This is a genomic window from Taibaiella koreensis, from assembly GCF_003545715.1.
Classification (GTDB): Bacteria; Bacteroidota; Bacteroidia; order Chitinophagales; family Chitinophagaceae; genus Taibaiella; species Taibaiella koreensis.
This window is the reverse complement of sequence record NZ_QVNU01000009.1, coordinates 117,786-138,021: the sequence shown is the minus strand read 5'-3', so window position 1 is coordinate 138,021 and position 20,236 is coordinate 117,786. Positions and strand designations below refer to the sequence as shown.

18 protein-coding genes are annotated in these 20,236 nt (G+C 49.8%); all 18 read right to left on the bottom strand.

The features are described 5' to 3' along the window. Positions 1–2: 2 nt before the first annotated feature. Positions 3–779, bottom strand: coding sequence for a WecB/TagA/CpsF family glycosyltransferase (locus DZK30_RS23635; protein WP_118976669.1), 777 nt, complete (start codon positions 777–779; stop codon positions 3–5). Continuing rightward, positions 776–1,993, bottom strand: a complete 1,218-nt coding sequence (wecC, locus tag DZK30_RS23630) for a UDP-N-acetyl-D-mannosamine dehydrogenase (RefSeq protein ID WP_118976668.1) — start codon at positions 1,991–1,993, stop codon at positions 776–778. Before wecC ends, DZK30_RS23635 begins: the two co-directional genes overlap by 4 nt. Further along, positions 1,977–3,137 carry a non-hydrolyzing UDP-N-acetylglucosamine 2-epimerase gene (gene wecB, locus DZK30_RS23625; RefSeq protein WP_118976667.1) on the bottom strand — a complete coding sequence of 387 codons (1,161 nt, stop codon included), beginning with the start codon at positions 3,135–3,137 and terminating at the stop codon, positions 1,977–1,979. Before wecB ends, wecC begins: the two co-directional genes overlap by 17 nt. A gap of 46 nt (positions 3,138–3,183) precedes the next feature. After that, positions 3,184–4,203 carry a polysaccharide deacetylase family protein gene (locus DZK30_RS23620; protein WP_205529553.1) on the bottom strand — a complete coding sequence of 340 codons (1,020 nt, stop codon included), beginning with the start codon at positions 4,201–4,203 and terminating at the stop codon, positions 3,184–3,186. Then, positions 4,204–5,103 (bottom strand): AAC(3) family N-acetyltransferase, encoded by a 900-nt coding sequence (locus tag DZK30_RS23615; RefSeq protein ID WP_118976666.1) that lies wholly within the window; start codon positions 5,101–5,103, stop codon positions 4,204–4,206. Continuing rightward, positions 5,100–7,070: an alginate lyase family protein gene (locus DZK30_RS23610; RefSeq protein ID WP_118976665.1), complete on the bottom strand. Its 1,971-nt coding sequence runs from the start codon at positions 7,068–7,070 to the stop codon at positions 5,100–5,102. Before DZK30_RS23610 ends, DZK30_RS23615 begins: the two co-directional genes overlap by 4 nt. A gap of 17 nt (positions 7,071–7,087) precedes the next feature. Further along, positions 7,088–8,164: a glycosyltransferase family 4 protein gene (locus tag DZK30_RS23605; RefSeq protein ID WP_118976664.1), complete on the bottom strand. Its 1,077-nt coding sequence runs from the start codon at positions 8,162–8,164 to the stop codon at positions 7,088–7,090. Beyond that, a complete protein-coding gene (locus DZK30_RS23600; RefSeq protein ID WP_118976663.1) occupies positions 8,161–9,204 on the bottom strand; it encodes a glycosyltransferase in 1,044 nt (347 codons plus the stop codon). The genes DZK30_RS23605 and DZK30_RS23600 overlap by 4 nt, the downstream gene beginning before the upstream one ends. A 1-nt stretch (position 9,205) precedes the next feature. Then, positions 9,206–9,763: a serine O-acetyltransferase gene (locus DZK30_RS23595; RefSeq protein WP_118976662.1), complete on the bottom strand. Its 558-nt coding sequence runs from the start codon at positions 9,761–9,763 to the stop codon at positions 9,206–9,208. An 11-nt stretch (positions 9,764–9,774) separates the two neighbouring features. After that, positions 9,775–10,548 carry a glycosyltransferase family 2 protein gene (locus DZK30_RS23590; protein ID WP_205529552.1) on the bottom strand — a complete coding sequence of 258 codons (774 nt, stop codon included), beginning with the start codon at positions 10,546–10,548 and terminating at the stop codon, positions 9,775–9,777. A 10-nt stretch (positions 10,549–10,558) separates the two neighbouring features. Further along, positions 10,559–11,206 carry an acyltransferase gene (locus DZK30_RS23585; protein WP_118976660.1) on the bottom strand — a complete coding sequence of 216 codons (648 nt, stop codon included), beginning with the start codon at positions 11,204–11,206 and terminating at the stop codon, positions 10,559–10,561. After that, complete coding sequence (locus DZK30_RS23580) at positions 11,196–12,458, bottom strand: O-antigen ligase family protein (RefSeq protein ID WP_118976659.1); 1,263 nt, start codon at positions 12,456–12,458, stop codon at positions 11,196–11,198. Before DZK30_RS23580 ends, DZK30_RS23585 begins: the two co-directional genes overlap by 11 nt. Next, positions 12,455–12,892 carry an acyltransferase gene (locus DZK30_RS26530; RefSeq protein ID WP_162903392.1) on the bottom strand — a complete coding sequence of 146 codons (438 nt, stop codon included), beginning with the start codon at positions 12,890–12,892 and terminating at the stop codon, positions 12,455–12,457. Before DZK30_RS26530 ends, DZK30_RS23580 begins: the two co-directional genes overlap by 4 nt. 107 nt (positions 12,893–12,999) lie before the next feature. Further along, positions 13,000–14,319: a flippase gene (locus tag DZK30_RS23570; RefSeq protein WP_118976657.1), complete on the bottom strand. Its 1,320-nt coding sequence runs from the start codon at positions 14,317–14,319 to the stop codon at positions 13,000–13,002. A gap of 58 nt (positions 14,320–14,377) precedes the next feature. Next, positions 14,378–16,792 carry a GumC family protein gene (locus DZK30_RS23565; RefSeq protein ID WP_118976656.1) on the bottom strand — a complete coding sequence of 805 codons (2,415 nt, stop codon included), beginning with the start codon at positions 16,790–16,792 and terminating at the stop codon, positions 14,378–14,380. A gap of 30 nt (positions 16,793–16,822) precedes the next feature. After that, positions 16,823–17,698, bottom strand: a complete 876-nt coding sequence (locus tag DZK30_RS23560; protein WP_118976655.1) for a polysaccharide biosynthesis/export family protein — start codon at positions 17,696–17,698, stop codon at positions 16,823–16,825. A gap of 113 nt (positions 17,699–17,811) precedes the next feature. Continuing rightward, a complete protein-coding gene (locus tag DZK30_RS23555) occupies positions 17,812–19,407 on the bottom strand; it encodes a hypothetical protein (protein WP_118976654.1) in 1,596 nt (531 codons plus the stop codon). 41 nt (positions 19,408–19,448) lie between these two features. After that, positions 19,449–20,213 carry a hypothetical protein gene (locus DZK30_RS23550; RefSeq protein ID WP_162903390.1) on the bottom strand — a complete coding sequence of 255 codons (765 nt, stop codon included), beginning with the start codon at positions 20,211–20,213 and terminating at the stop codon, positions 19,449–19,451. Positions 20,214–20,236: the final 23 nt, after the last annotated feature.

Below are 20,236 nucleotides of genomic sequence, written 5' to 3'. Positions count from 1 at the left end.
ATTTATACTGCGGCTACAGGTTTCTTTTTGCGAAAACATTCCCTGACGAGATAGCCGAGGAAAAGCGTATTGGTGACCAGGTAACGCTTCCACATGCGCCGCGGCTCCTGCAGTACCCGAAAAAACCATTCCAGGCCGGCGCGCTGCATCCATAGCGGGGCACGCTTGGTAATGCCGGACACTACATCGAACGAACCACCAACGCCCATAATAAACGGTGTTTGAATGATATCTTTATACTGATTGAGGAAGATCTCTTTCTTTGGCGAGGTAATGGCAACGAACAGGATATCGGCGTCGCTGGCGGCAATGCTTTCGGCAATCGATGGTTCGTCGGCTGCCGTATAGTAGCCATTACGATAGCCGGCGATGATCGCGGGTGAGTATTGTTCTGAATATTTTTCTACCACCTTTTTCACTACTTCTTCCTTGGCGCCGAAAAAAAAGATACGGTAGTTTTTGTCATGCGCCAGCGCTACAAGATTGCCCATAAGGTCGATACCGGCCACCCGCTCGGGAAGCGGCCGGCCCAGCAGACGCGCAGCCCATACAACCCCCTGGCCATCGGCGTTAATGATGTCGCTGGCGACCACAGACGCCTTCAGCTCGGGGTTCCGCTGCATATTGACCAGCTTGGCTACATTGACAACCACATGATGCAAAGGCTTCTTCCCGGCAATGGCTTTGTCGATACGGTCTACTGTCTCGGCCATAGTAAGGCTGTGAATAGGGCAATCCATCAACGCTATGGTAGCGATGTCCCCATTATGTGTGGTCATACACCCGTGAAGTTTAATACCGTTTTTAAAGAAAGGTTCTTGCCGTTCAGCAGATTGTTGAATTCTTTGTGGGCCACCAGGAAGCACAGGATATCGGCATGCTCGATCGCATGCTCCTTGGTGTACAACTCGTCATTGTCCATGCTGGAAATATTGGGCTCTATCGGCAATATCTTGAACTCTGTCTGCTTCAGCGCCTTGTATATTTCCAGCGCAGGGCTTTCCCTGAGGTCGTCGATATTGGGCTTGAAAGCCAGGCCCAGACAGGCGATCACAGGCTTACGCTTGATGGCCAGTTCAAAGGACGAGGCTTCATTCTTAATTCTTTCGATCACCCACTCGGTTTTGTAGTCGTTGATCTCCCTTGCCGCTTTAATGATCCTGGCCTGCTCCGGGTAGGCCGAAACGATGAACCAGGGATCGACGGCAATACAATGACCGCCAACACCAGGACCGGGTTTCAGGATATTGACACGCGGATGCCGGTTGGCCAACGTGATCAGGTCCCATACGTTGATGCCGGCAGTCTCACAGATCATGGAGAGTTCGTTGGCGAAGGCAATATTGACGTCGCGGTAAGAATTCTCCACCAGCTTGCACAGCTCTGCTGTCTTGGCATCGGTAGGCAACACTTCGCCGCTTACAAACTTCCGGTAAAAAGCCACCGCCACTTCCGTAGCACGCGGGGTTACACCACCCACGATGCGATCATTGGCGATGAGCTCCTGCATCACGTGACCAGGCAGCACGCGTTCGGGGCAATGTGCGATAAAGATCTTGCTGGTATCGATCCCTTCTGCTGCCAATGTTTCCGCTACCTTATCGGTAGTACCTACCGGCGAAGTGGATTCAAGGATTACCAGGTTGCCCTCTTTGACAAAAGGGGCTATCGAACGGGTAGCCTGGATCACGTAATCGATATTGGGCCGGTATCCCTCATGAAAAGGTGTGGGCACCGCCAGGATAAAGACGTCGGCCGGCGCCGCTTGTGTAGAAGCTTTCAGCTTACCGCTGTTGACCGCGGCGGCCACGAAGGTATCCAGCTCAGGCTCCACAATATGGATGGCGCCGGAGTTGATGGTTTCGACAACGTGGGGCACCACATCCATGCCGTGTACCTGGAAGCCCCGGTTGGCCAGCAATGCAGCAGTGGGAAGACCAATATAACCCAGGCCTACCACGCAAATATGTTCAAATTTAGGAGACGTATTCATGTTTATGGTTCGTTAGTAAAAATTGAGCGATTCGTTTTGTAGCTTTTCCGTCGCCGTAAGGATTGTGCAGCCTTGCCATACGGTCGTAACGTTCGGTATCGTACAGCAAGTCGAGCGTTTCCTTTACGATACGGTTTTCATCGGTACCCACCAGGATCACCGTGCCGGCGCTTACAGCCTCCGGTCTCTCGGTGGTATCGCGCATCACCAGCACAGGCTTGCCGAGCGAAGGCGCCTCTTCCTGGACACCACCGCTGTCGGTAATGATGAGGCGGGACTTGTTCATGAGCCAGATAAAAGATTCGTAAGGCTGCGGATCTATGAGGTGAATGTTGCTGACGTCCGAAAGCAGCTCGTATACCGGGCCCTGTACGTTGGGATTGAGGTGTACCGGATAAACGATCTCGGCATCGGCATGCTCCGCGATCCGCTTCAGCGCCCGGCAAATGCTAAGGAAGCCTTCGCCGAAATTTTCGCGGCGATGCCCGGTCACCAGGATCACATCACGATGCATCGGTAGCTGCTGTTTCAGCAATCGTACCGACTCCGGCTCCGCTTCCTCGATCAGGCGCAGGCCATGCTGCAGTGCGTCGATCACCGTATTGCCGGTCACGACAATATGCTGCTCAGCGATGTCTTCACGGAGCAGGTTCTCCCGTGATTGCTGTGTGGGTGCAAAATGAATGTCGGCAATGCGGCCGGTGATACTGCGGTTCATTTCCTCGGGGAAGGGCGACTGCTTATTGAAAGTGCGCAGACCTGCTTCGACATGGCCTACTTTGGCGCCGCTGTAAAAGGCCGCCAGCGCTGCCGCCATGGAGGTGGTCGTATCGCCGTGAACGAATACATAATCGGGCCGGAAATCTTCCAGTACCGGCTTCATGCCCTCAATAATAGCTGCCGTAAGGTTATGCAGGTTCTGCCCTGGCTTCATCAGGTTAAGATCGTAACGGGCCGGTATGCCGAAGAAGCGGATGACCTGGTCAAGCATTTCCCGGTGCTGGGCCGTAAGGCATACGGCCACCTCTATTTCATCGGGATGTTTGCTCAGCTCCAGGTACAAAGGCGCCATTTTGATAGCCTCCGGACGGGTGCCGAATACCAGCAGCACCTTCCTGGGGTACGATGTGGGAGCGGTTAACATGGTTCTTTAAAATTGGTTATTGTGTTGATTGGTTCGGTTGTGTACGCTACATTGATTGGGTTATTTCGTGTTTGTTCTCTTGAAACGTAGCCGGTGAAAAGGTTGCCCGGTATGCCTCCAGGAATTGTTTGAATTTGGTTAATGAATAAGGTGTAAACGCTTTCGGATGACCGATGATCACAAAATTGAGGTTATCCTTACCGGTACGCCATTGACGATAGGCGCGGGCCAGGTAGCTTGATTTATAGCCGTCGATCGACACTACTGAGTAGGAAGCGCCCAGGAACTTCTTTATGATCCAGGAACGGCTTTGTGCAATCGACCTGCCGTCGCCAAAGGCCTTATGCTGTGCCCCTCCTTTCTTTTTGGCCAGGGCAAACCGGGCAAAGAACAGGGGTGTTACCTTATATGCTGCGATAGGGACTTCTGTAAAAAAACCTCCTTGTTGCGCAACGACCGGGTCCTGGTCAAACTGCCATACCGTCTTTTCCGGCGCACCTTTAAAGTCAAAGGCATGCGCCTCCGAGTCGGCATTGCCATTGTAAAAAACCGTGCTGTCCAGCCAAATGCCGTGCTTCCGGAAAGCCTTGCTCAGCTTATGAAATGGCTGAATACACCAGCCCCCGGCACGATAGGCAAATACTTCCTTTCCGCTGATATGCTCCAGCTCCGCTTTGTAGCGCCTGACAATGTCGTCGATCTGTACCTCGTCAAAATCGGCCAGCTTATACCGCGATATATCGATGTCCCACTGCTGCCGGGCGGTATCGTAAAAGCTATCTTCCCAATGCGGGTGAATATGCAGTTGTATATCGTGCCCACCGGCGCTCAATGCCCGGAGATGGGCTGTTACTGTTTCATAATCCTGCTGCAGAGCAGGGCAATCACCCATCTGTCTCTTCAAGGCAACCAGGTAGCCGGCATCGACAAAGAAAACGATCTTTAGGTCATGGGCATCGGTAATGCGTAGCAGCGCTTCCGTAGGCTCAATGAGGCAACGGGCAACCGATCCGGTACGCGTACCGAAGAAGAGCTCATAATCGAGGGTCAGAAAGAGACGTTTCATTTATTTTCCGTTAGGCGTATACATAGTGATCCCTTTTTCCAGGAAATTGCGGACCATACAATCGTGCAGTTTTTCGGCATCAAGCAGGTAACATTCCTTAATACCAACCATCCCCGGCACCAGCACTTCTTCGCGTGTAAACAGGTCAAAAAAGTCATTGCATCGCCGCTTAACAGACATTTCGGGATTATGCACGCGGGTCTTCGTTATCGAACGGGTTCCATCAACATCGATCATCTGCAGCTCATAAGCCTGCTCTTCGTAAACCGGGTAAGGAAAATCAAGGGCGTCCTCTAGCGTATGAAAATTGGTGAGTGAATCCAATGAAACGCCCAGCAGCAGTATCTTTCCTTTGTTTGCAGATAATCTGAAAAACGGCGACTGCTTATTAAAGGGGGTAAGCTGTCCGGCATGGCCGCCGGTGTAGTATTCGGCCAATGGTCCTTTTGCTGCTACAGAATGCGTAGGATGAAGGCTGCGGAAAACACCCTCCTGCTTACGGAATACTTCTGTAATTTTTCCCATACCAGAGGGCGTATGCGTTGCATCAAAGACCGGATTTCCGGCTACATAAGATTTCACATCGCTGGTGAAGGGATAAACCGGCAACAGTAAAGTCCCTTCTTCTCCCAGAACATTGCTGAGCGCCGTCAATACAGTCGCAGGTCCGTTCTCTACATAGCCGATACGGCTAAGACTGCTGTGTACCAGCAGCGAATCGCCCCGCTTTATACCCAAAGCAGTTAGCTGCTCTTCCAGCATAGCGCCCGAAATGACCTGCCCCGACTCTTTATAGGACGCGATCTGCTTTTCGCGCTTCTTTTTCTGCATTGCCTTCAATCTCGCTTTTAGCGATTTCGGCAGTGTTTTCTTCAATAAATAGAATATAGCGTTGTTCATGAGCAGGTCTGTATTTTTAATTGGGTTATCCACTGGTAGCTTCCTTTATTGAGCCGTATAGAGGCCAGCAGGGTTTCGCCCGGTTCCTTAACAAGGAACGAAGGCGAATACCAGCCGCAAAGCGGTGCTTCAGCTCCCTTATGGCTTTCGATTTGCCATGCAGGGTCAAAAAGGATACAAAGCTGCCGCGCTCCGCCGGTACGCCGGGCCGTGTAGCTGCCGTCCTTTGTCCGCGTTATTTCGGTTGCCGGGTGAAAGTGCCAGGGGTGATAAAGCAGCACATCCTGCTCGGCTTCGATGCTATCCGTTATCAGGAAGAGGTCTTCATCTCTTTGGAACGACACATGCCGGGTATGTCTTATCCCGAGAGCGACGTAGCCGTCGTGCGAAGCAGAAGCACTTTCCCTGTCCTCCGTTTGTGCCCCGTCGGTCACCGTAACGTTATAATGTTTCAGCCACATCATTGCACCGGCAAGCAAAGCCTGATCCTGTCCGTCGACAGAAATGGTATTGTGCGCCATGGTACCCGCAAAGTATTTCCGCCAGGCGGGATATGCATGGTAAGTATAGGTTCCGGGGTCTACCAGCAAAGGCATACCGTCGAGATGCAGCATAACGGACAAAGCATCGGCATGACCATGCGCAGCGATAGACAGGTAACCCAACGGCGCCGCATCAAAGTGAAATAATATTTCCTGCTCACCTTCCTGCTTGCGGAAAATGAAATGCCCTTCCTCTTTATAAAAGGCGCTGCGCTGCGCAAGGGCGCCGGTAGCTTTGGCTTCATTAAAAAGCCTTTTACCTTTTTCCCCAAAAAGCAACCCGTTTTTCAGGTCCCATTGCAGGCCCCGTCTTGCCTTAACCCCGCCATCACCGCTAAGCACGGTCCCAGCAACAAGGAGGCTATAAAAATTATTGAAATGCGGTTCCAGTCCCAGCCATAAGACCCTGCCATCATCCTCATCGCCATAGCGTAAGAAATTACCTTCCCGGTCGAGAAGCTGATCGATATAGCAGATGATCCTGATCAGCTTTTCCCGGTATCCCGGTGAGAAAGGATCGTTGTATTGTTCTCCTGCCAGGTAAGGCAGCAACAAGAAGTCTGTAATGAACTGGATGTACTCCGAGGCTTCCTCTTTATTGATGCCATCAGCGCTATGCTGTCGTTGTATCTCAGCCTCGAGACCTGCCTTGCTGGTGCTTCGCCAGGCTTCGGCGCCGGGGAAACACCAGCAGGTAGCAGCGAGATAAAGGCCGGAATATTCTGATATCAGGTGGTTATTGGCAGATGAATAACGGGAAGGATTGTTGTGGCTGTGCAGACAATGCTGATAGACCAGGGGCAACCATATTCGCTCGCAAAAAGAACGGAACTGCGGATCGCCGGCTACGCTTGTATCGCTGGCCAGTATCTGCCACGAATAGTACCATACCACCAGCCTTATATTCACCTCGATATTGCTGTACCAGTTGATCCCAACGAGATAGGGATTTTTATTCGCCCAATCGGCTACTATCTCCATCCACCGTTGTAACAGACCCCTATCCCCCGTCATCCTGAACTGCAGGGCCATAGGCACCAGGAATTGCAGGCGGTTCACCTCCAGGACTGCTTTGGCGATGCCATACTTTTCCGAAGTGGCTGCTATGCTCTTGGTAAACTGGCGTGGAAAATGCTTGCCGGTCAAAGGATCACGGTGCCAGTCAATGGCCCCGTTCAGATCGAGCTCGGTACCGAAAAAGTAAAGTTTATGATAGTCCCGCAGCGATTCCAGCGCCGATGCGGGGATGTCGTAAGCAACAGATGTCAGGGCCTGCTGGTATACAGCGGCGTAATCCACATGGCTTGCTGGTGTATTCCTGGAATACTGCTCTTTTTTCTTTTGGACATATTGCTTCGTCCGGAATCCTATTTCGGGTATGGACATCGTCTTCAGCCTGCTGATATACCAATTGTATCGGTTCATGTCTTTGCTTATTTCCTTTATCCGGCTATCTCTTTATAATTTGTAAAAAGCCATTCCCGTACGGCCTGCGGTGTAAAGCTTTCCAGCGCTCTTTGCCGGTTGTTTGCCGACATCCGGCTACAGGTTTGCGGATCATTTGCCAGGGTCCCGATGGCAACCGAATATTCATGCGCATTCCAGTCGTCGACCAAAATCCCGTTCTCTCCGTTGGTGATCCAATCGGGGATGCCACCGACCGGACTGGAAACAACAGGCAGCCCGTAAAGCATTCCCTCCAGAATACTGATCGGCATGCCTTCGCTTAGCGACGGCAACAGCAGCAGGTCGGCAGCTTTTAGCAGCGCGTCCTTCTCGGTTCCTGTCACATAGCCCGCAAAGCGGATATGGCCGAGCGACTGTTCGGCAACCAACGCTTTTGCGGCTTGCTCCTCCGAACCAGATCCGGCAATAACCAGGCGCACATCGCATTGCTCCCGGAGCGCCTTCACTGCGTCTATAGCAATGTAGATCCCTTTGTCTTTTTCGATACGGGACAGATAGAGCACATGAAAAGGCAGACCTTCAAATTGTTTCCTGTAGGATATGGCTACGCCCGAATCGTCGGCAGCATTTCGCCCCACCCTTATCTTTTCCCGATCAATTCCCAGCGCGGAAAGCTTCTGCTCGAAAATGCGGCCCAATACGATGTGCCTGTCGGCCTTACCGAATGTGTGTTTAAAAAAGAACCGCATCCAACCGCTGGCCCGCAGCTTTTGCTCAAAGGGCTCTTTCCAGCCATGCCAGTAGACCAGCACCTTCTTTTTCCTGCGCCTGGACAGGCCGGCGAAAATACCATCCCTGATAAAGCTTTTCTTATCCAGAGAAGGATTAATGTGCACGACATTTACCTTGCCCGCCTGCCTGTAAAAATCCCGGAAACAGCTTAGCAACTGCAGGTAGCGCGCCATACCGGAGCGCCTGGCCCCGCTATGCACATCGAAATAGGAGACTCCTTCTTTGCCATCCAGATCGAGAATATTATACAGGGAGGCGACACCACCCGGCTGGCTCAGGTCGGGAACAGTGATCAATATATCGTACGGACTCGCTTTCATTTTATGGTTTCATATGCTTTGAGGTAATGACTCACGGCAATATGGATATCGAAATGCCGGCGGACAGCTTCCCGCGCCTGCAATGCCGACATTGTTCCGGCTGCTGCATTCCCCTCCCGCATAGCGGCGATGCCGTCGGCCAGCGACCGGACATTGCCGCAGGTAAAGCTATCGCCCCATTGCAGCGTTTTGATGATCTCCATCGGCCCTTCCAGATCGGAGACCAGCACCGGCAACCCGGCAGCAGCAGCCTCAACAATGGTCAGCCCGAAACCCTCAACAAAGGAGGGCTGTACCAGCAAATCATAATCCTGCAGTCGCTGATAGATGTATTGCCGGTTACGCGCTCCCAGGAAGCGCACTTCATCGTTAAGTCCCAGCGATGACCTCAGCCCTACCAGCGAAGGCATGGACGGACCATCGCCCACCAGGTCCAGCCTGATATTGGCGATGCCCTGGTCTTTCAATATTTTCAGGGCTTCGAACAGGATATGCTGTCCCTTTACTTCCTGGTTCAGGCGGCCCACCTGCACGATGCGGAACAGCTGTGGATCGGCCGGCTTCGTTCGCATCGCTATGGCGGCAACGTCGATACCATTGTGGACCACTTGCAGCTGTTGGCTGCAACGATCGTGAGCATCTTTCCGGACCGCTTCAGATATAGCGAACAGCTTCCCGTATTTTTTCAGGTTGACCACCGGTACCTGCGTTGTATGCAGGGTGAGCATCGTTCTTTTTCTTAATGAAGGCCGCAGCAGGTTGACTGCCTTATGATGGTGACAATGGATCACGGTAGCTCCAAACCGGCTTAACGCACGGTTGAGCCGTAGCAGGACCATCGGATTCTTTGCGCCTTCTTTCCTGTTGAGCCGGGTTACTTTTACCTGATCGCTGATCTGACCCAGCAAGCCCTCATTGACTTCGTCGTTGACGATGAATAGCGCAACGGCATGACCCTCGGCCTGCTGGTTAAGGATATCGACAAGCATGGTTTCCGTGCCGCCGGTATTCAGGGAAAATATAAGGTGTCCGATGCGCATATTAGTCAGCTTTATTAATGATATAACCGGCTGCGCCGTTAGTAGATACCACTCTCGCGGGATTACCGGCCGCTACGCTATTGTCCGGCAAATCGTCGAGCACGACGGCGTTGGCACCGATAGCCACATTATTCCCTATGGTCACCCGCCCAATGATCTTAGCTCCCGGTGCGATATATACTTCGTTGCCTAATACAGGGTAACCTTGTCTTTTCCCACGCGGATTAAATCCGATCGTTACGCCCTGCGAGATATTGCAATTCCTGCCGATCTTCGCCAAGGGCGATACAACGATCCCTCCAAAATGACCGATATAGAATCCGGGCTCAATATGCGTTTCAGCCGGGATATCATAACCATATTTGTATTTGAGCCGCGACAGGACCAGCCAGGGGAACAAATAGAGCGCCTTATTGCTGCGACAGCGGTGCGCTATACGATGCCAGAACATAAAGCGGAATCCCGACACGCGCAGGTAAGCGATCACGCCGTCTTTAAACGAAGCACGGCCGCGATAACGTTTCAGATCGGCTCCTATCAGCTGTCGTAAACTGCTCATATAATGAATGACTATGCTTTACTTTTGATTACCGACTTCATTACAATCTTCAGATCATACCATTTCAGACGCATCCGATTAGGCGACCAAAGGGGCGCTTTATACCGTGCGAGGGTGGCATCTATATCGGCCACAAACTTTCGCTTCCCGGTGCTCGTCTTGCTTTCCTCCCATATGCGGAAGGACGCCAGCGGCTTTTCCTGGTAAGCCTTTATGCCGCCGTGCTGCAACAGGCGCAGCCAGAGATCAAGATCCATACTGTAATGAATAGCTTCATTGACAAAGCCCACCGATTTCATTATTTCCAGATTGTAAAAGGATCCCGGCTGCACCAGGTTATAGTTCTGCCTGAGCAATGTTTCCCGGTTATCGATCAGTTCTTTCCGTACGCCTTTTACCTTGCCGCTCCCGTCGATGATCTCGAGCAATGCGCCATAGAAAATAGCCTCTCCGGGATACTGGCGGTAAAGCGCCACGATCTCTTCTACACAGGTGGGCTTGAGCAGGTCGTCGGAGTTGATCCACCCTGCCAACGTACCTGTCGCCAGGCGAAAACCCTTGTTGATAGCATCGCTTTGCCCTTTGTCCTTTTCATGGATCACGATGTCGATGCGGTCGCGATAGCGCTCAACGATCTCCATCGTATTGTCGGTAGAGCCGCCGTCTACCACGATATATTGAATATTGCGATAGCTCTGGTTGAGCACCGACTGTATGGTTGCCTCTATAAATTGCCCCTGGTTGTAGGAAGGGGTGATGATTGACACTTTAATCGTTTCTTCCATTGTTATCACTTTATTGCCAGCTAACATTCTCTTTTATTACCCTTGCCGGATTGCCTGCGATCAAAGCATTCTTTGTCGTAAATGCTCCCCTTACCACTGAGTCTGCGGCAACAATGCAGCCATCGGGTATGATAGTTCCTTTATAAATTTTTGTACCGTTTCCTACCCATACATGGTCTCCCAGTTGAATGCCGTTGTATTCCTTAACGCGTTTATCGGGGTAAGTCAATTCGTGATAATCATCATCCAGAAACTGACAATCCCAGGAAATCACGCAAGCCTCTCCGATAACCAACTCATGCTTGATAACAAACCGGGTATTGACATTGGTATAGCCACCATTCCCAATCCGCACGCTTCCATTGGGACCGATATCAATCCTGCAACCGGAACCAAAGCTGTATCTGCCGTTGATTGCCAGCTGGCCCCGGATATTCAGGAACGTAAGGTCCCGTGAGTGAGCAAAGCCCGTATCGGTCAGACCAATGCTCAGCAGGCCTCCGGTGGTTATATTGCTTATACCTTTGATCCGGGTCCGCTGCTTGGCAATAATATTCCGTTGCCGGAAAATCCTGTAGAAGCCCAATGAAAACAAAGCGCAGCTCATCGTGTAGAACGATCCTTTACATTCATTAAAAAAAAAACTTCTAAGACGCATATACTTCCCGGTTTTTGGCCTTCATCTTTTCTGGTGACTGAATCATGTTGCCTGCATGCACACTATTGGGATTAAGGCTGAAAGCATATAGCGAGAACATCATATACATGCTGAGGAAATTGGATAAATGATTGAAAATACCACCCCAGAAAAAAGGAAAGAAAAACCAGAAAAAATACAGGAACCGATAGTCTTTATTAAAACGCTTATTGCAGGCAATGCTGTTCTTTGCGAAGATGAAAAAGTAAAGAATAACGACGATCAGGCCACTCTGCAACAGCAGGCTGATAATGGAATTATGCGGATCATTTAAATTATTGTGCAGTGCAAAATTGTTATTTTTGAGCGGTTCCGCACTACCATATCCTGTCAATAAATTCTGCGCTGCAATTCCCAAAGTGAAAAGCCATATCTGCGTTCTGAAGTTCGTGTCGTCTTCCGCTGCACCCAAAGAGCTTGTTATGCCAAGCCAGGCAGGAACAAACATCGCCAGGAAATAAATACCGATAAGCAACAAGAACAGTTTGTAGAATTTAATATTCTTCAGAAAAATAAAAAAGACAGAAAACAAGGTCGCAAACCAGGCGCTTCTCGTATCTGTTGCGAGTAATACCAATAATGAAAATACGCCGGCCAATGCATATTTCAGCTTCTTCTCCTTTCTATATTTAATCAGGGAAAACAATAATGTTATTCCGGCAATCGCCCCGGTATGGGCATAATAAAACATGCCGCCTAGTCGCTCAAAATTCCCAACAGATCTATCAGGGAAAAAGAGTATTCTATGCCCTTGCAATACGTGGAAAACAACGCATATCATTAATAAGACAACGGATAAGAGGATGAAGCAGTCTTCGAGCACAGAGAACCTGATCCGGTACGTATGCCTCAGCAAAGCGAAAAGCATGAGGTAACTAAAAAGAATGGTTCCGAAATTCGTAATATCTCCTTCAATATTACCTCTTAAAAAAGCCAGTGCCAGCACGACCAAAAAGAAAAGCCCCCACAGCTTATAATTATGAGCAATGCCGAAATCAATCTTCGTTTTTTTACTATAAAGAATAAAAAGAACGATCGTGGTTATGATAAGGAAAGAAGCTTTTGACGGTTCCTTATCAAGTGTAATCAATTTCCTTTCCACTGCTTCAGCGTCAAAGTCGATGCCATGGGCATATACAAAGAGTATACCCAGAAAAAAGGCAATAACGATCCGAACGCTATACCAGTCCACCTTTTTACGTGCTATATTCATCGCTGAATGACATCTTCTTTAACATGCTTCATTAATCTTGCGGGCACACCAGCCACAATGGAATGTGCCGGCACGTCTTTCGTTACTACGGCGCCAGCACCAATCACGGCGCCTTTACCAATGTGAATACCGGGCATGATAATAGCATGTGCCCCAATCCATACATCATCGCCAATTTCAATTCCTTTATCTACCGGAGGCGCAAACCGCATGGACTCATCTTCATAGTCGTGTGTCAGTGTCGTGATAGCAACATGCGAAGCGATCATTACCCTGTTCCCTATTTTTAACCCGGCCGGGCCGGCCCAGATGTGCACAAAAGAATTGATCACACAGCTTTCCCCAATCTCAAGATTTCTTTGTCCTTTCAGATTGACATATTTGTCGATGACCGTTCCCCAGCCGCATTTCCGTAGCCTGAGCTTGTAATACATTCCCCGCAACTTCATCGTTCTTATTGGATATAAAGATGCTCTTACCGGTTCCGATAAGCCAACCGCCGTTGCTATTTTGCCTGCTAGTCCCATTTACAACTGATAGTTTAGCCGATCTGTTTTGATCTGGGCTTTAAAAAATAGGCGATACACTGTTTTAGTTTAAAATATTCCCGGTTGAATATTTGTATCCCGTGTTTCCTCAATAAGAAGGTAAGCATGCATAAATTGAGAAACTCCGTAACTGTCCAGGTGATCGCGGCTCCGATATACCCCAATAAGTTTACCAATAAGAGATTCAATACAACTCCGGTAATAGCGCCGATACAGGTAACCTTCAGAAATACTTTATCCATTTTCAGGTTAAGCATCACATGGATACCCATAACCGTTCCCAGGGCAATGATCATGGGAACGAATGCCAGTATACGGCAAACCGTAACCGCAGGCTGAAAAGCACTACCATAAAAAAAAGATATGAATAAGGGTGCTCCGAAAAAGATGACAAGGCCGGCCAGGAATGTAAACCCGAAAACGGCGGGAAGCATACGTTGTACCATATCGATACCTTTGTTGTAATCGTCCCCGAATGCCTTTCCTATGTAGGGATATATTGCCTGTGTCAGCGGCACCGTGATTACCATCTGCATAATCAGGATCAGCTTTTGCCCCGCAGTGTAAAACCCGACATTCTCGCTATTATGCAGCACACCGAGCACAACGATATTGGTATTGGTATAAATGCTGATGACACACAGAGAAAGAAAGAATACTTTTTCCTGCCACAATAAACTCAGGCAATCGCGCACGCTTGTCTTAAGGAGCTTTAGCTTGTACTTCTTCACTGACCATATAAAAGAACAAAGTGCAACAACTACTTGCGAAACGCTTAAGGCCAGCGGCTGCCAGTAATAATCCTCCCGGCTGTGTATCGTTAGCAAAATAACTGCCGTAAACAATACTTTTCCGATCAAAGAAAGTATGGCAATCTTATGCAGGTCCTGCATAGCCTGGAATAGCCAATTTTGCGTCAGCACCGTAGCCAAACAAGTAATGAATGTAAAAATCGCAACCTGCTTTTCTGCTTTTAGCTGAGGGATGTTTAACAGGCATATCGAAAACAACACGACAGAGATCGTCAGCAAAATAATCTGCGATATAAAGACAGAGCTGAAAACCCGGTTCCGGTTTTGTTCGTTCCCCGGATCCACAGCCACTTTTCGTGTCGCCGTAATATCAAATCCGAATCCGATCAGCAAGGTAAAATAAGCAATGAAGGACGCGGAAAAATTGATCGTGCCGAATTTATCCGGTCCAATGATCCTGGACACAATAGGAATAGTAATCAGCGGAAAAAAATAGTTTGCGATCTGAATGATTCCTACCGAAAAAATATTCCTGAATAATAAACGCCGCCCGCTTGCCATAATGATAATGCTTGATAATGCTTCGATAACAATTGCAGTAGTCCCTTAGTAACACCGATCAGGATTTGCTACCCAGCAGATCCCTTACCCAGCTTTTCTTTTTGGTCTTCTCATCCTCGGCGTAGGCGCCGTAACCATAGCCGTAACCATAGCCATAGCCGTAACCATAACCATAGTAGCCGCCACCATATTTCTTTTGACGAATATCGTTGACCACAAGGCTCAGACTCGGCATTTTGTGCTCACGATACAAAGCATTGGGCAGCTTGAGCTGCTCCTTACGGGTTACATCTACCCGCACGATGTATAAGGTGGCCTGCGCATAGCTGCTCAGCAATTGCGCATCGGTAACCAGGTTGGGTGTGGTATCGACGATTACATAATCAAACTCAGCCTTCAGCTTTTCAAACAGCTGTCCGGTACGCTCGTGCAACAGCAGCTCCGTAGGATTGGGCGGTATGGGGCCCGAGGATACCAGGTACAGGTTTTCGTGCACACCCGATGGCTGAACGATCTCTTCCATAGTGGCCAAACCGATAGCATACTGGCTGAAACCCTTACGACTACCCAATCCCAGCGATGCGGTAATCTTGGGCTTACGCAAGTCCAGTTCCAGCAGCACTACCTTTTTATCCGCCATGGCCAACACCGCCGCAAGGTTGGTCGAGATGAAAGATTTACCCTCGCCACTCATACTGGAGGTCACCAGGATCACTTTATCGTCTTTATTGGTAAGCAGGAACTGGAGGTTGGTGCGCAAGGCACGGAATTGCTCGGAGATCACGGAACGCGATTTATGCGTCACCAGCATAAAGGTATTCTCTTCATTATGCCCTATTTCGCCAATGATCGGGATATTGGTATTGGACTCAATATCGCTTTTACCAGACAATTTGGTATTGAGCAGATCCCTGGTATAAGCATAGCCAAAGGGCAATGATATGCCAAGTAAAACAGCCACTGCAAAGATTATTTTTTTCTTTGGGCTAAAGGGATAATCCTCGGCCTTCGCCGCATCGATGATACGGGAATTGGCAATGGTGGAAGACCGAGAAATAGCCGTTTCTTCACGCTTTTGCAGCAGGAAGAGGTAAAGCTCCTGGCGTATGGATTGCTGCCGGCTATAATCGAGAAATACCCGCTCCTTGGCCGGCACCTGGCGGATCTGGCTTTCCAATTGTCCGGCATTGCTGCGCAGGGAGCGCAAAGCCACCTCTGCGCTACGTTTTACCGAGGTTATACCATGAAGCATGTCGGTACGCAGATCCTGCAGTTGCCCGTCGATGTTCTGTACCATCGGGTTGCTTTCGGTGGAGGACAGCAGCAGGCGCGATCGCTGCATCAGCAAGGCATTGTACTGGGTCATAAGCGCGCCCAGCGTAGGATCCTGTACTGCCAGAGAAGCCGGCACCACCCGGGTATTACTACTATTTTCCTGTATGTACTTTTCCAGCGATTCGATCACATTGAGCTGTACCTCCTGTTCGGCTACCTGTTTGGTATAATCGCCGGTATTGGAGATCAGCACTTTGGCCTGCTCGCTCAGATCGGCCAGCTCATTTTGCTGCTTGAAGCTTTGTATTTGCTTTTCAATATCGGTAAGCTGGTCGCCCACTACTACCAGACGGGCATCGATAAAGGTCATTGTGCTATCCGCGATGCGATTGTTATCATCCACATTGGCCTGCATGTATTCCCGGATCAGCATATTGATAATCGCCTCGCCTTTCTCCGGAATAGAGTTGGCCAGACTAAGGTTTATAGTGCTGACCTGTTTGTTTGGAATGCCCGCCTCAAGGGCTTTCATATAGGTTCGCGTCGTCTTTGCAGGATCGGCTACCAATACTTCGTACGTTTTCTTCCATTCCCCTGAATAGTAGGGATTTTTTTCAGCGATAGCAATACCGGCCGGCAAAAGTAGTGTGTCTCCCCATTTAGCCTTATAGACCCCGTCTCCGTCTTTAGTTTCGACAAAACCATCCTTGGAGATCGAAACAGAATAAACCTGGTATTCCTTACCAAGAAGCCCCTGGTTAAAAGAAAGGAAACGAAAGGAAAAGGGGGCATGCTTACCATAAAGCTCTACCGACTTCAATGCCTTACTCGTCCGGTACATTACGTTCAGCTGCAGATCGCTCACCACTTTGCTCATTAGAGTATAGCTCTTAATGATCTCGAGCTCATTGTCCACATTGCTTGCCCCACTCAACAGGCCTATACTCTTCAGCATGGAGAGATCGCCCATACTGCCACCACTCTTTTTGTCGTCGTCCTTGATCAGTATTTTGGCATTGACCTTATATACCGGCGTCGTGAAATATAAATAAACTAGTGCACCGGTTCCTGTAATAATGGCACAGATCAGCATCCAGGGCCAAAGACTGAGGGCCTTGCTCATGATCTTCCTGATATCAACTCCTTTTTCCTCCGTCACATTATCCCATTCGGAATTGGGTATCGTGTTTTGTTGCATGTATGCTCAAATAAACGCTCTTTGATGAAATTATTTCGTTCGTGTCAGTACGATCACCAGCAGCGACAAGGCCGAAGTGATGATGGTATAAGTCCTCAGCATAGCAGCATCGTTGGCCGCCGCCTTGCCTTTTCCCGGCTGCACATACAATACGTCGCCCTGGCGCAAATAGAAATAAGGCGATTGGAATATGTCGGTCGAATTCATGTTGAACCGGACCATTTTTTGCCTGCCGTTTTCCTGGCGCGCCAGGATCACATTGGTACGTTTACCGAAAATGCTCATGTCCCCGGCCTGACCCAGGGCGTCCAGCACAGTTGCCTTTTCACCATTGATCAGGTAAGATCCCGGAGCAGTTACCTCGCCCAGCACAGTTACTTTGAAGTTGACGATACGCACATTGACAATGGGTTCTTTGTAATAGGTCAGGGCCTTCTGCCTGATGGCTTCCTTAGCCTCGGCCGTACTGAGGCCCGCTACTTTGATCTTACCGGCGATCGGCAGCTCGATAGTACCGTCGCTGCTGACCAGGTAGCCGGGCATGGCCTCCCGGTTCTTTTCCATACGGCTCAACGCCGGATTGATGGCAGGGTTGGCAGTACTCACATCGGCGCTTCCCATAATATTGTTCATATCGGGGTCTACCGTTTGTATCGTAATGTTGAGAATATCGTTGGGCAATATCTTAACGTCTTCGTAAGCGGCCACAGCCACCTGTACGCCATTACGGTATACATAGCTGCTATCGGGCAGGTCCTTAAAATAAGGAATGTTCCTGTAGCTGGCACAGGAACTGAGCAAGAGGCATAACGCGACGATGCTGAAAAGCGATATTGACTGCGGGACGTTGTGCTTTGCGGTTACGCTTCGTTTTAGCTTTTGAATAAACTGGATTGGGTTCTTCACGCTTTAGTCCTTGTTTAGGTAATGCGGGAACAGGTCCCCCTGAATAATACCCCCGTTATGGATGTTCTTCAGATTTTTTGCCCTGATAGACCTGAACCCACATTAATTTTATTCTAGTTACAGAAATGTTGCTGTTCGTTCTCCGGTACGGTAATGGTACGGGTATAGGAAGTACTGTCCACGTATTTCGTCCTCAGGTATACCCTGCTGCCACCCCATATTACCTTGAAGTCGTAGGTTGATTGAAAATTGATATTGGTGGTCTGGAACTTGCCCTGGTTCACATGGCCCAGCAGCTGATACTCGCCAATGTTTTTTATACGGTACCATACGTCGACCGATGGACGCACATAAGGATTGGCCGAATTGCTGGGGCAGCGCCCTTCAATATCAAACAGGATCGACGTGAGCGAAGGCATATTGAGCGTAATCGTGGGCTGATTGCCGCAGAGTGCGCCTGTATAGACCGCCAGAGGCGTTGCCTCCCTTACTTTCCAATCTGTCTGGCTATTGTTTGCTGTGTTGCGGTACACCTTCATGGTCACATTGCCTTGTGGCACATTCTCGAAAGCAGCCACGCCATTATTTTCTACCTGCATGATCGCACCGGCAATAGCAGGAATAGCCGTCTCTCCCTCGGGGAAAATATCTACCAGGAAGCTTTCGGCCGAAGGCAAACCTGTAACGATAGTGGCCCTGGCTTCAAGACATACATTATCCAGAAACGCCAGGTTATAATAGGTCAGATGTGTGGTGGTGAAATCTACTTCCAGCTTTCCACCATTGCTCACAATGGTCCCGTTTTTTTCAAAGGCCCATTTACCGGTCTCTATCTGATAGCTCCACACCGGGATCACATCACCAGCAGCAAAGGCAGCGCCTGTGCGTGGATTAACCTGGTCGTTGCGTACATCGATCTTTACATTCACCGGCTGGCTGAAGGTCTTCACTGCTTTACCGTCCAGCGCCATATCGATATTACAAAAACCTGCGGTGCGGAAATTGCCGCTTACCCTGTTACCGGTCTCATCGGTAATATCGTCGGAATGGAAACCACTACCAGGAAAGGCATTGAGTGACGCTGCTTCCAGTGTATTGAAATGGGCAATGGTAGTCTTAAGTGTGCTGCCGCTGATAGCATTACCGGCCGCATCGTTGAAACGGGTATTGGCAGGCAGGGATACCGTAGTCGCTACCGGGCTTTTGGTAGTAGGTGTGGCAATCGTTTCCGTTGCCGGTACCGCATTGCCGGTCAGCGTTGTATTCTGCTGCACGACGGTTACACCCGGAGGAGGATTGTTGAGGTTAACCATGCTAATGGTAACCAGCTTGGTCGCCTGGCCGGCCAGTATGGTCACCGGCACCCGTACCGGAAGATAGCCGTCGGCTTCTGCATTGATCACGAATAGCGCAGGCTGACCTTCGGCCGGCGCCGCTGCAGGCAGCAGGCCCAGCGATATCACACCATCGACTACATTAAATATCTTATGGCCGCTGATCTCGTAGATAGACTGTGCCTGATCGCCGGAGATGGTAAGCCGGATGCCCGAAGGCGCTACGCCCGGTGTTGCAGCATCATAAAACTTTACAGCCACTACATTGTCAAACACGTCGGGGTTGATGCTGATGGTAAACCCTTCGGTGGGTTTGGTACATTGTGTGAACAGCATGCTGCTCACAGCCAGTATTGCAATAAATATTTTCTTCATTGTTGTATAATTAGGAGGGGTGATGGGTTGTGGTTATAGCATTACAATTTATAATAAAGACCAACCTGCACTACAGGCAACCAACGATAGCCTTTAAGGTTCTCTTTCAACTGCTCCTGGTTGCGCTCGTTCCCGGTAAGGTAGCCGGTGGTTTCCATCTTTACACTGGCCTCGGGCAACAAGTAATAAGTGCCCACGTCAAGCGAAAGCTGCAGCTGCTTCGATGAGAACAGGTTGAGAAAACCAGCTCCCAGGTATGGCGCAATACCATTGCGCTTAACGGTAGTATTAATATCACCCATGCGGTCGTCGTTGATCTGGATATCGCCGTAATAGTAATCACCCACAGGTATGGAACGTACCTTGCTTTGCGCATGTACAAACCAGGCCAGCCCGGCGCTCACACGAAAGCCGGTATGCTGCAATACGGGCAGGTAATAATCGCCCAGCAAATGAATATTCACAAAACCGGTCTTGAATTTCTGCTCCAGTGTTGTGGTCCCTACCTTGTCGGTGCGGGTATAAGTGAAAGTGGGGATCCAGCTCAATCCTGCTCTCAGGCTGAATTGATTGTTAAGCGGATAAATGCCCTGGATACCGAGGCCCGAGCTACCCAATGTGATCCCGATCGCGGGACTGTGCGCCATCGCTACGGGCGCTGCCGTAGCCACACTGCTATCCTGCATTGCTATGGCATCGCTTTCCTGTGCGCCGGAGTGCAGGCTTCCCAGCGAGAGCGCCATCAAACCGGCCAGGAACAAGGCTTTGCTGCCTTTATCTGACCGCCTGTGTCTACTGTTCATCATAATGGTTGTATTAGCGTATTTCA

Bases quoted from the DNA above. Each gene is read 5' to 3' on its own strand.
- DZK30_RS23635 (WP_118976669.1), bottom strand. From the start codon at position 779: ATGACCACACATAATGGGGACATCGCTACCATAGCGTTGATGGATTGC.
- wecC (WP_118976668.1), bottom strand. From the start codon at position 1,993: ATGAATACGTCTCCTAAATTTGAACATATTTGCGTGGTAGGCCTGGGT.
- wecB (WP_118976667.1), bottom strand. From the start codon at position 3,137: ATGTTAACCGCTCCCACATCGTACCCCAGGAAGGTGCTGCTGGTATTC.
- DZK30_RS23620 (WP_205529553.1), bottom strand. From the start codon at position 4,203: ATGAAACGTCTCTTTCTGACCCTCGATTATGAGCTCTTCTTCGGTACG.
- DZK30_RS23615 (WP_118976666.1), bottom strand. From the start codon at position 5,103: ATGAACAACGCTATATTCTATTTATTGAAGAAAACACTGCCGAAATCG.
- DZK30_RS23610 (WP_118976665.1), bottom strand. From the start codon at position 7,070: ATGAACCGATACAATTGGTATATCAGCAGGCTGAAGACGATGTCCATA.
- DZK30_RS23605 (WP_118976664.1), bottom strand. From the start codon at position 8,164: ATGAAAGCGAGTCCGTACGATATATTGATCACTGTTCCCGACCTGAGC.
- DZK30_RS23600 (WP_118976663.1), bottom strand. From the start codon at position 9,204: ATGCGCATCGGACACCTTATATTTTCCCTGAATACCGGCGGCACGGAA.
- DZK30_RS23595 (WP_118976662.1), bottom strand. From the start codon at position 9,763: ATGAGCAGTTTACGACAGCTGATAGGAGCCGATCTGAAACGTTATCGC.
- DZK30_RS23590 (WP_205529552.1), bottom strand. From the start codon at position 10,548: ATGGAAGAAACGATTAAAGTGTCAATCATCACCCCTTCCTACAACCAG.
- DZK30_RS23585 (WP_118976660.1), bottom strand. From the start codon at position 11,206: ATGCGTCTTAGAAGTTTTTTTTTTAATGAATGTAAAGGATCGTTCTAC.
- DZK30_RS23580 (WP_118976659.1), bottom strand. From the start codon at position 12,458: ATGAATATAGCACGTAAAAAGGTGGACTGGTATAGCGTTCGGATCGTT.
- DZK30_RS26530 (WP_162903392.1), bottom strand. From the start codon at position 12,892: ATGTATTACAAGCTCAGGCTACGGAAATGCGGCTGGGGAACGGTCATC.
- DZK30_RS23570 (WP_118976657.1), bottom strand. From the start codon at position 14,319: ATGGCAAGCGGGCGGCGTTTATTATTCAGGAATATTTTTTCGGTAGGA.
- DZK30_RS23565 (WP_118976656.1), bottom strand. From the start codon at position 16,792: ATGCAACAAAACACGATACCCAATTCCGAATGGGATAATGTGACGGAG.
- DZK30_RS23555 (WP_118976654.1), bottom strand. From the start codon at position 19,407: ATGAAGAAAATATTTATTGCAATACTGGCTGTGAGCAGCATGCTGTTC.
- DZK30_RS23550 (WP_162903390.1), bottom strand. From the start codon at position 20,213: ATGATGAACAGTAGACACAGGCGGTCAGATAAAGGCAGCAAAGCCTTG.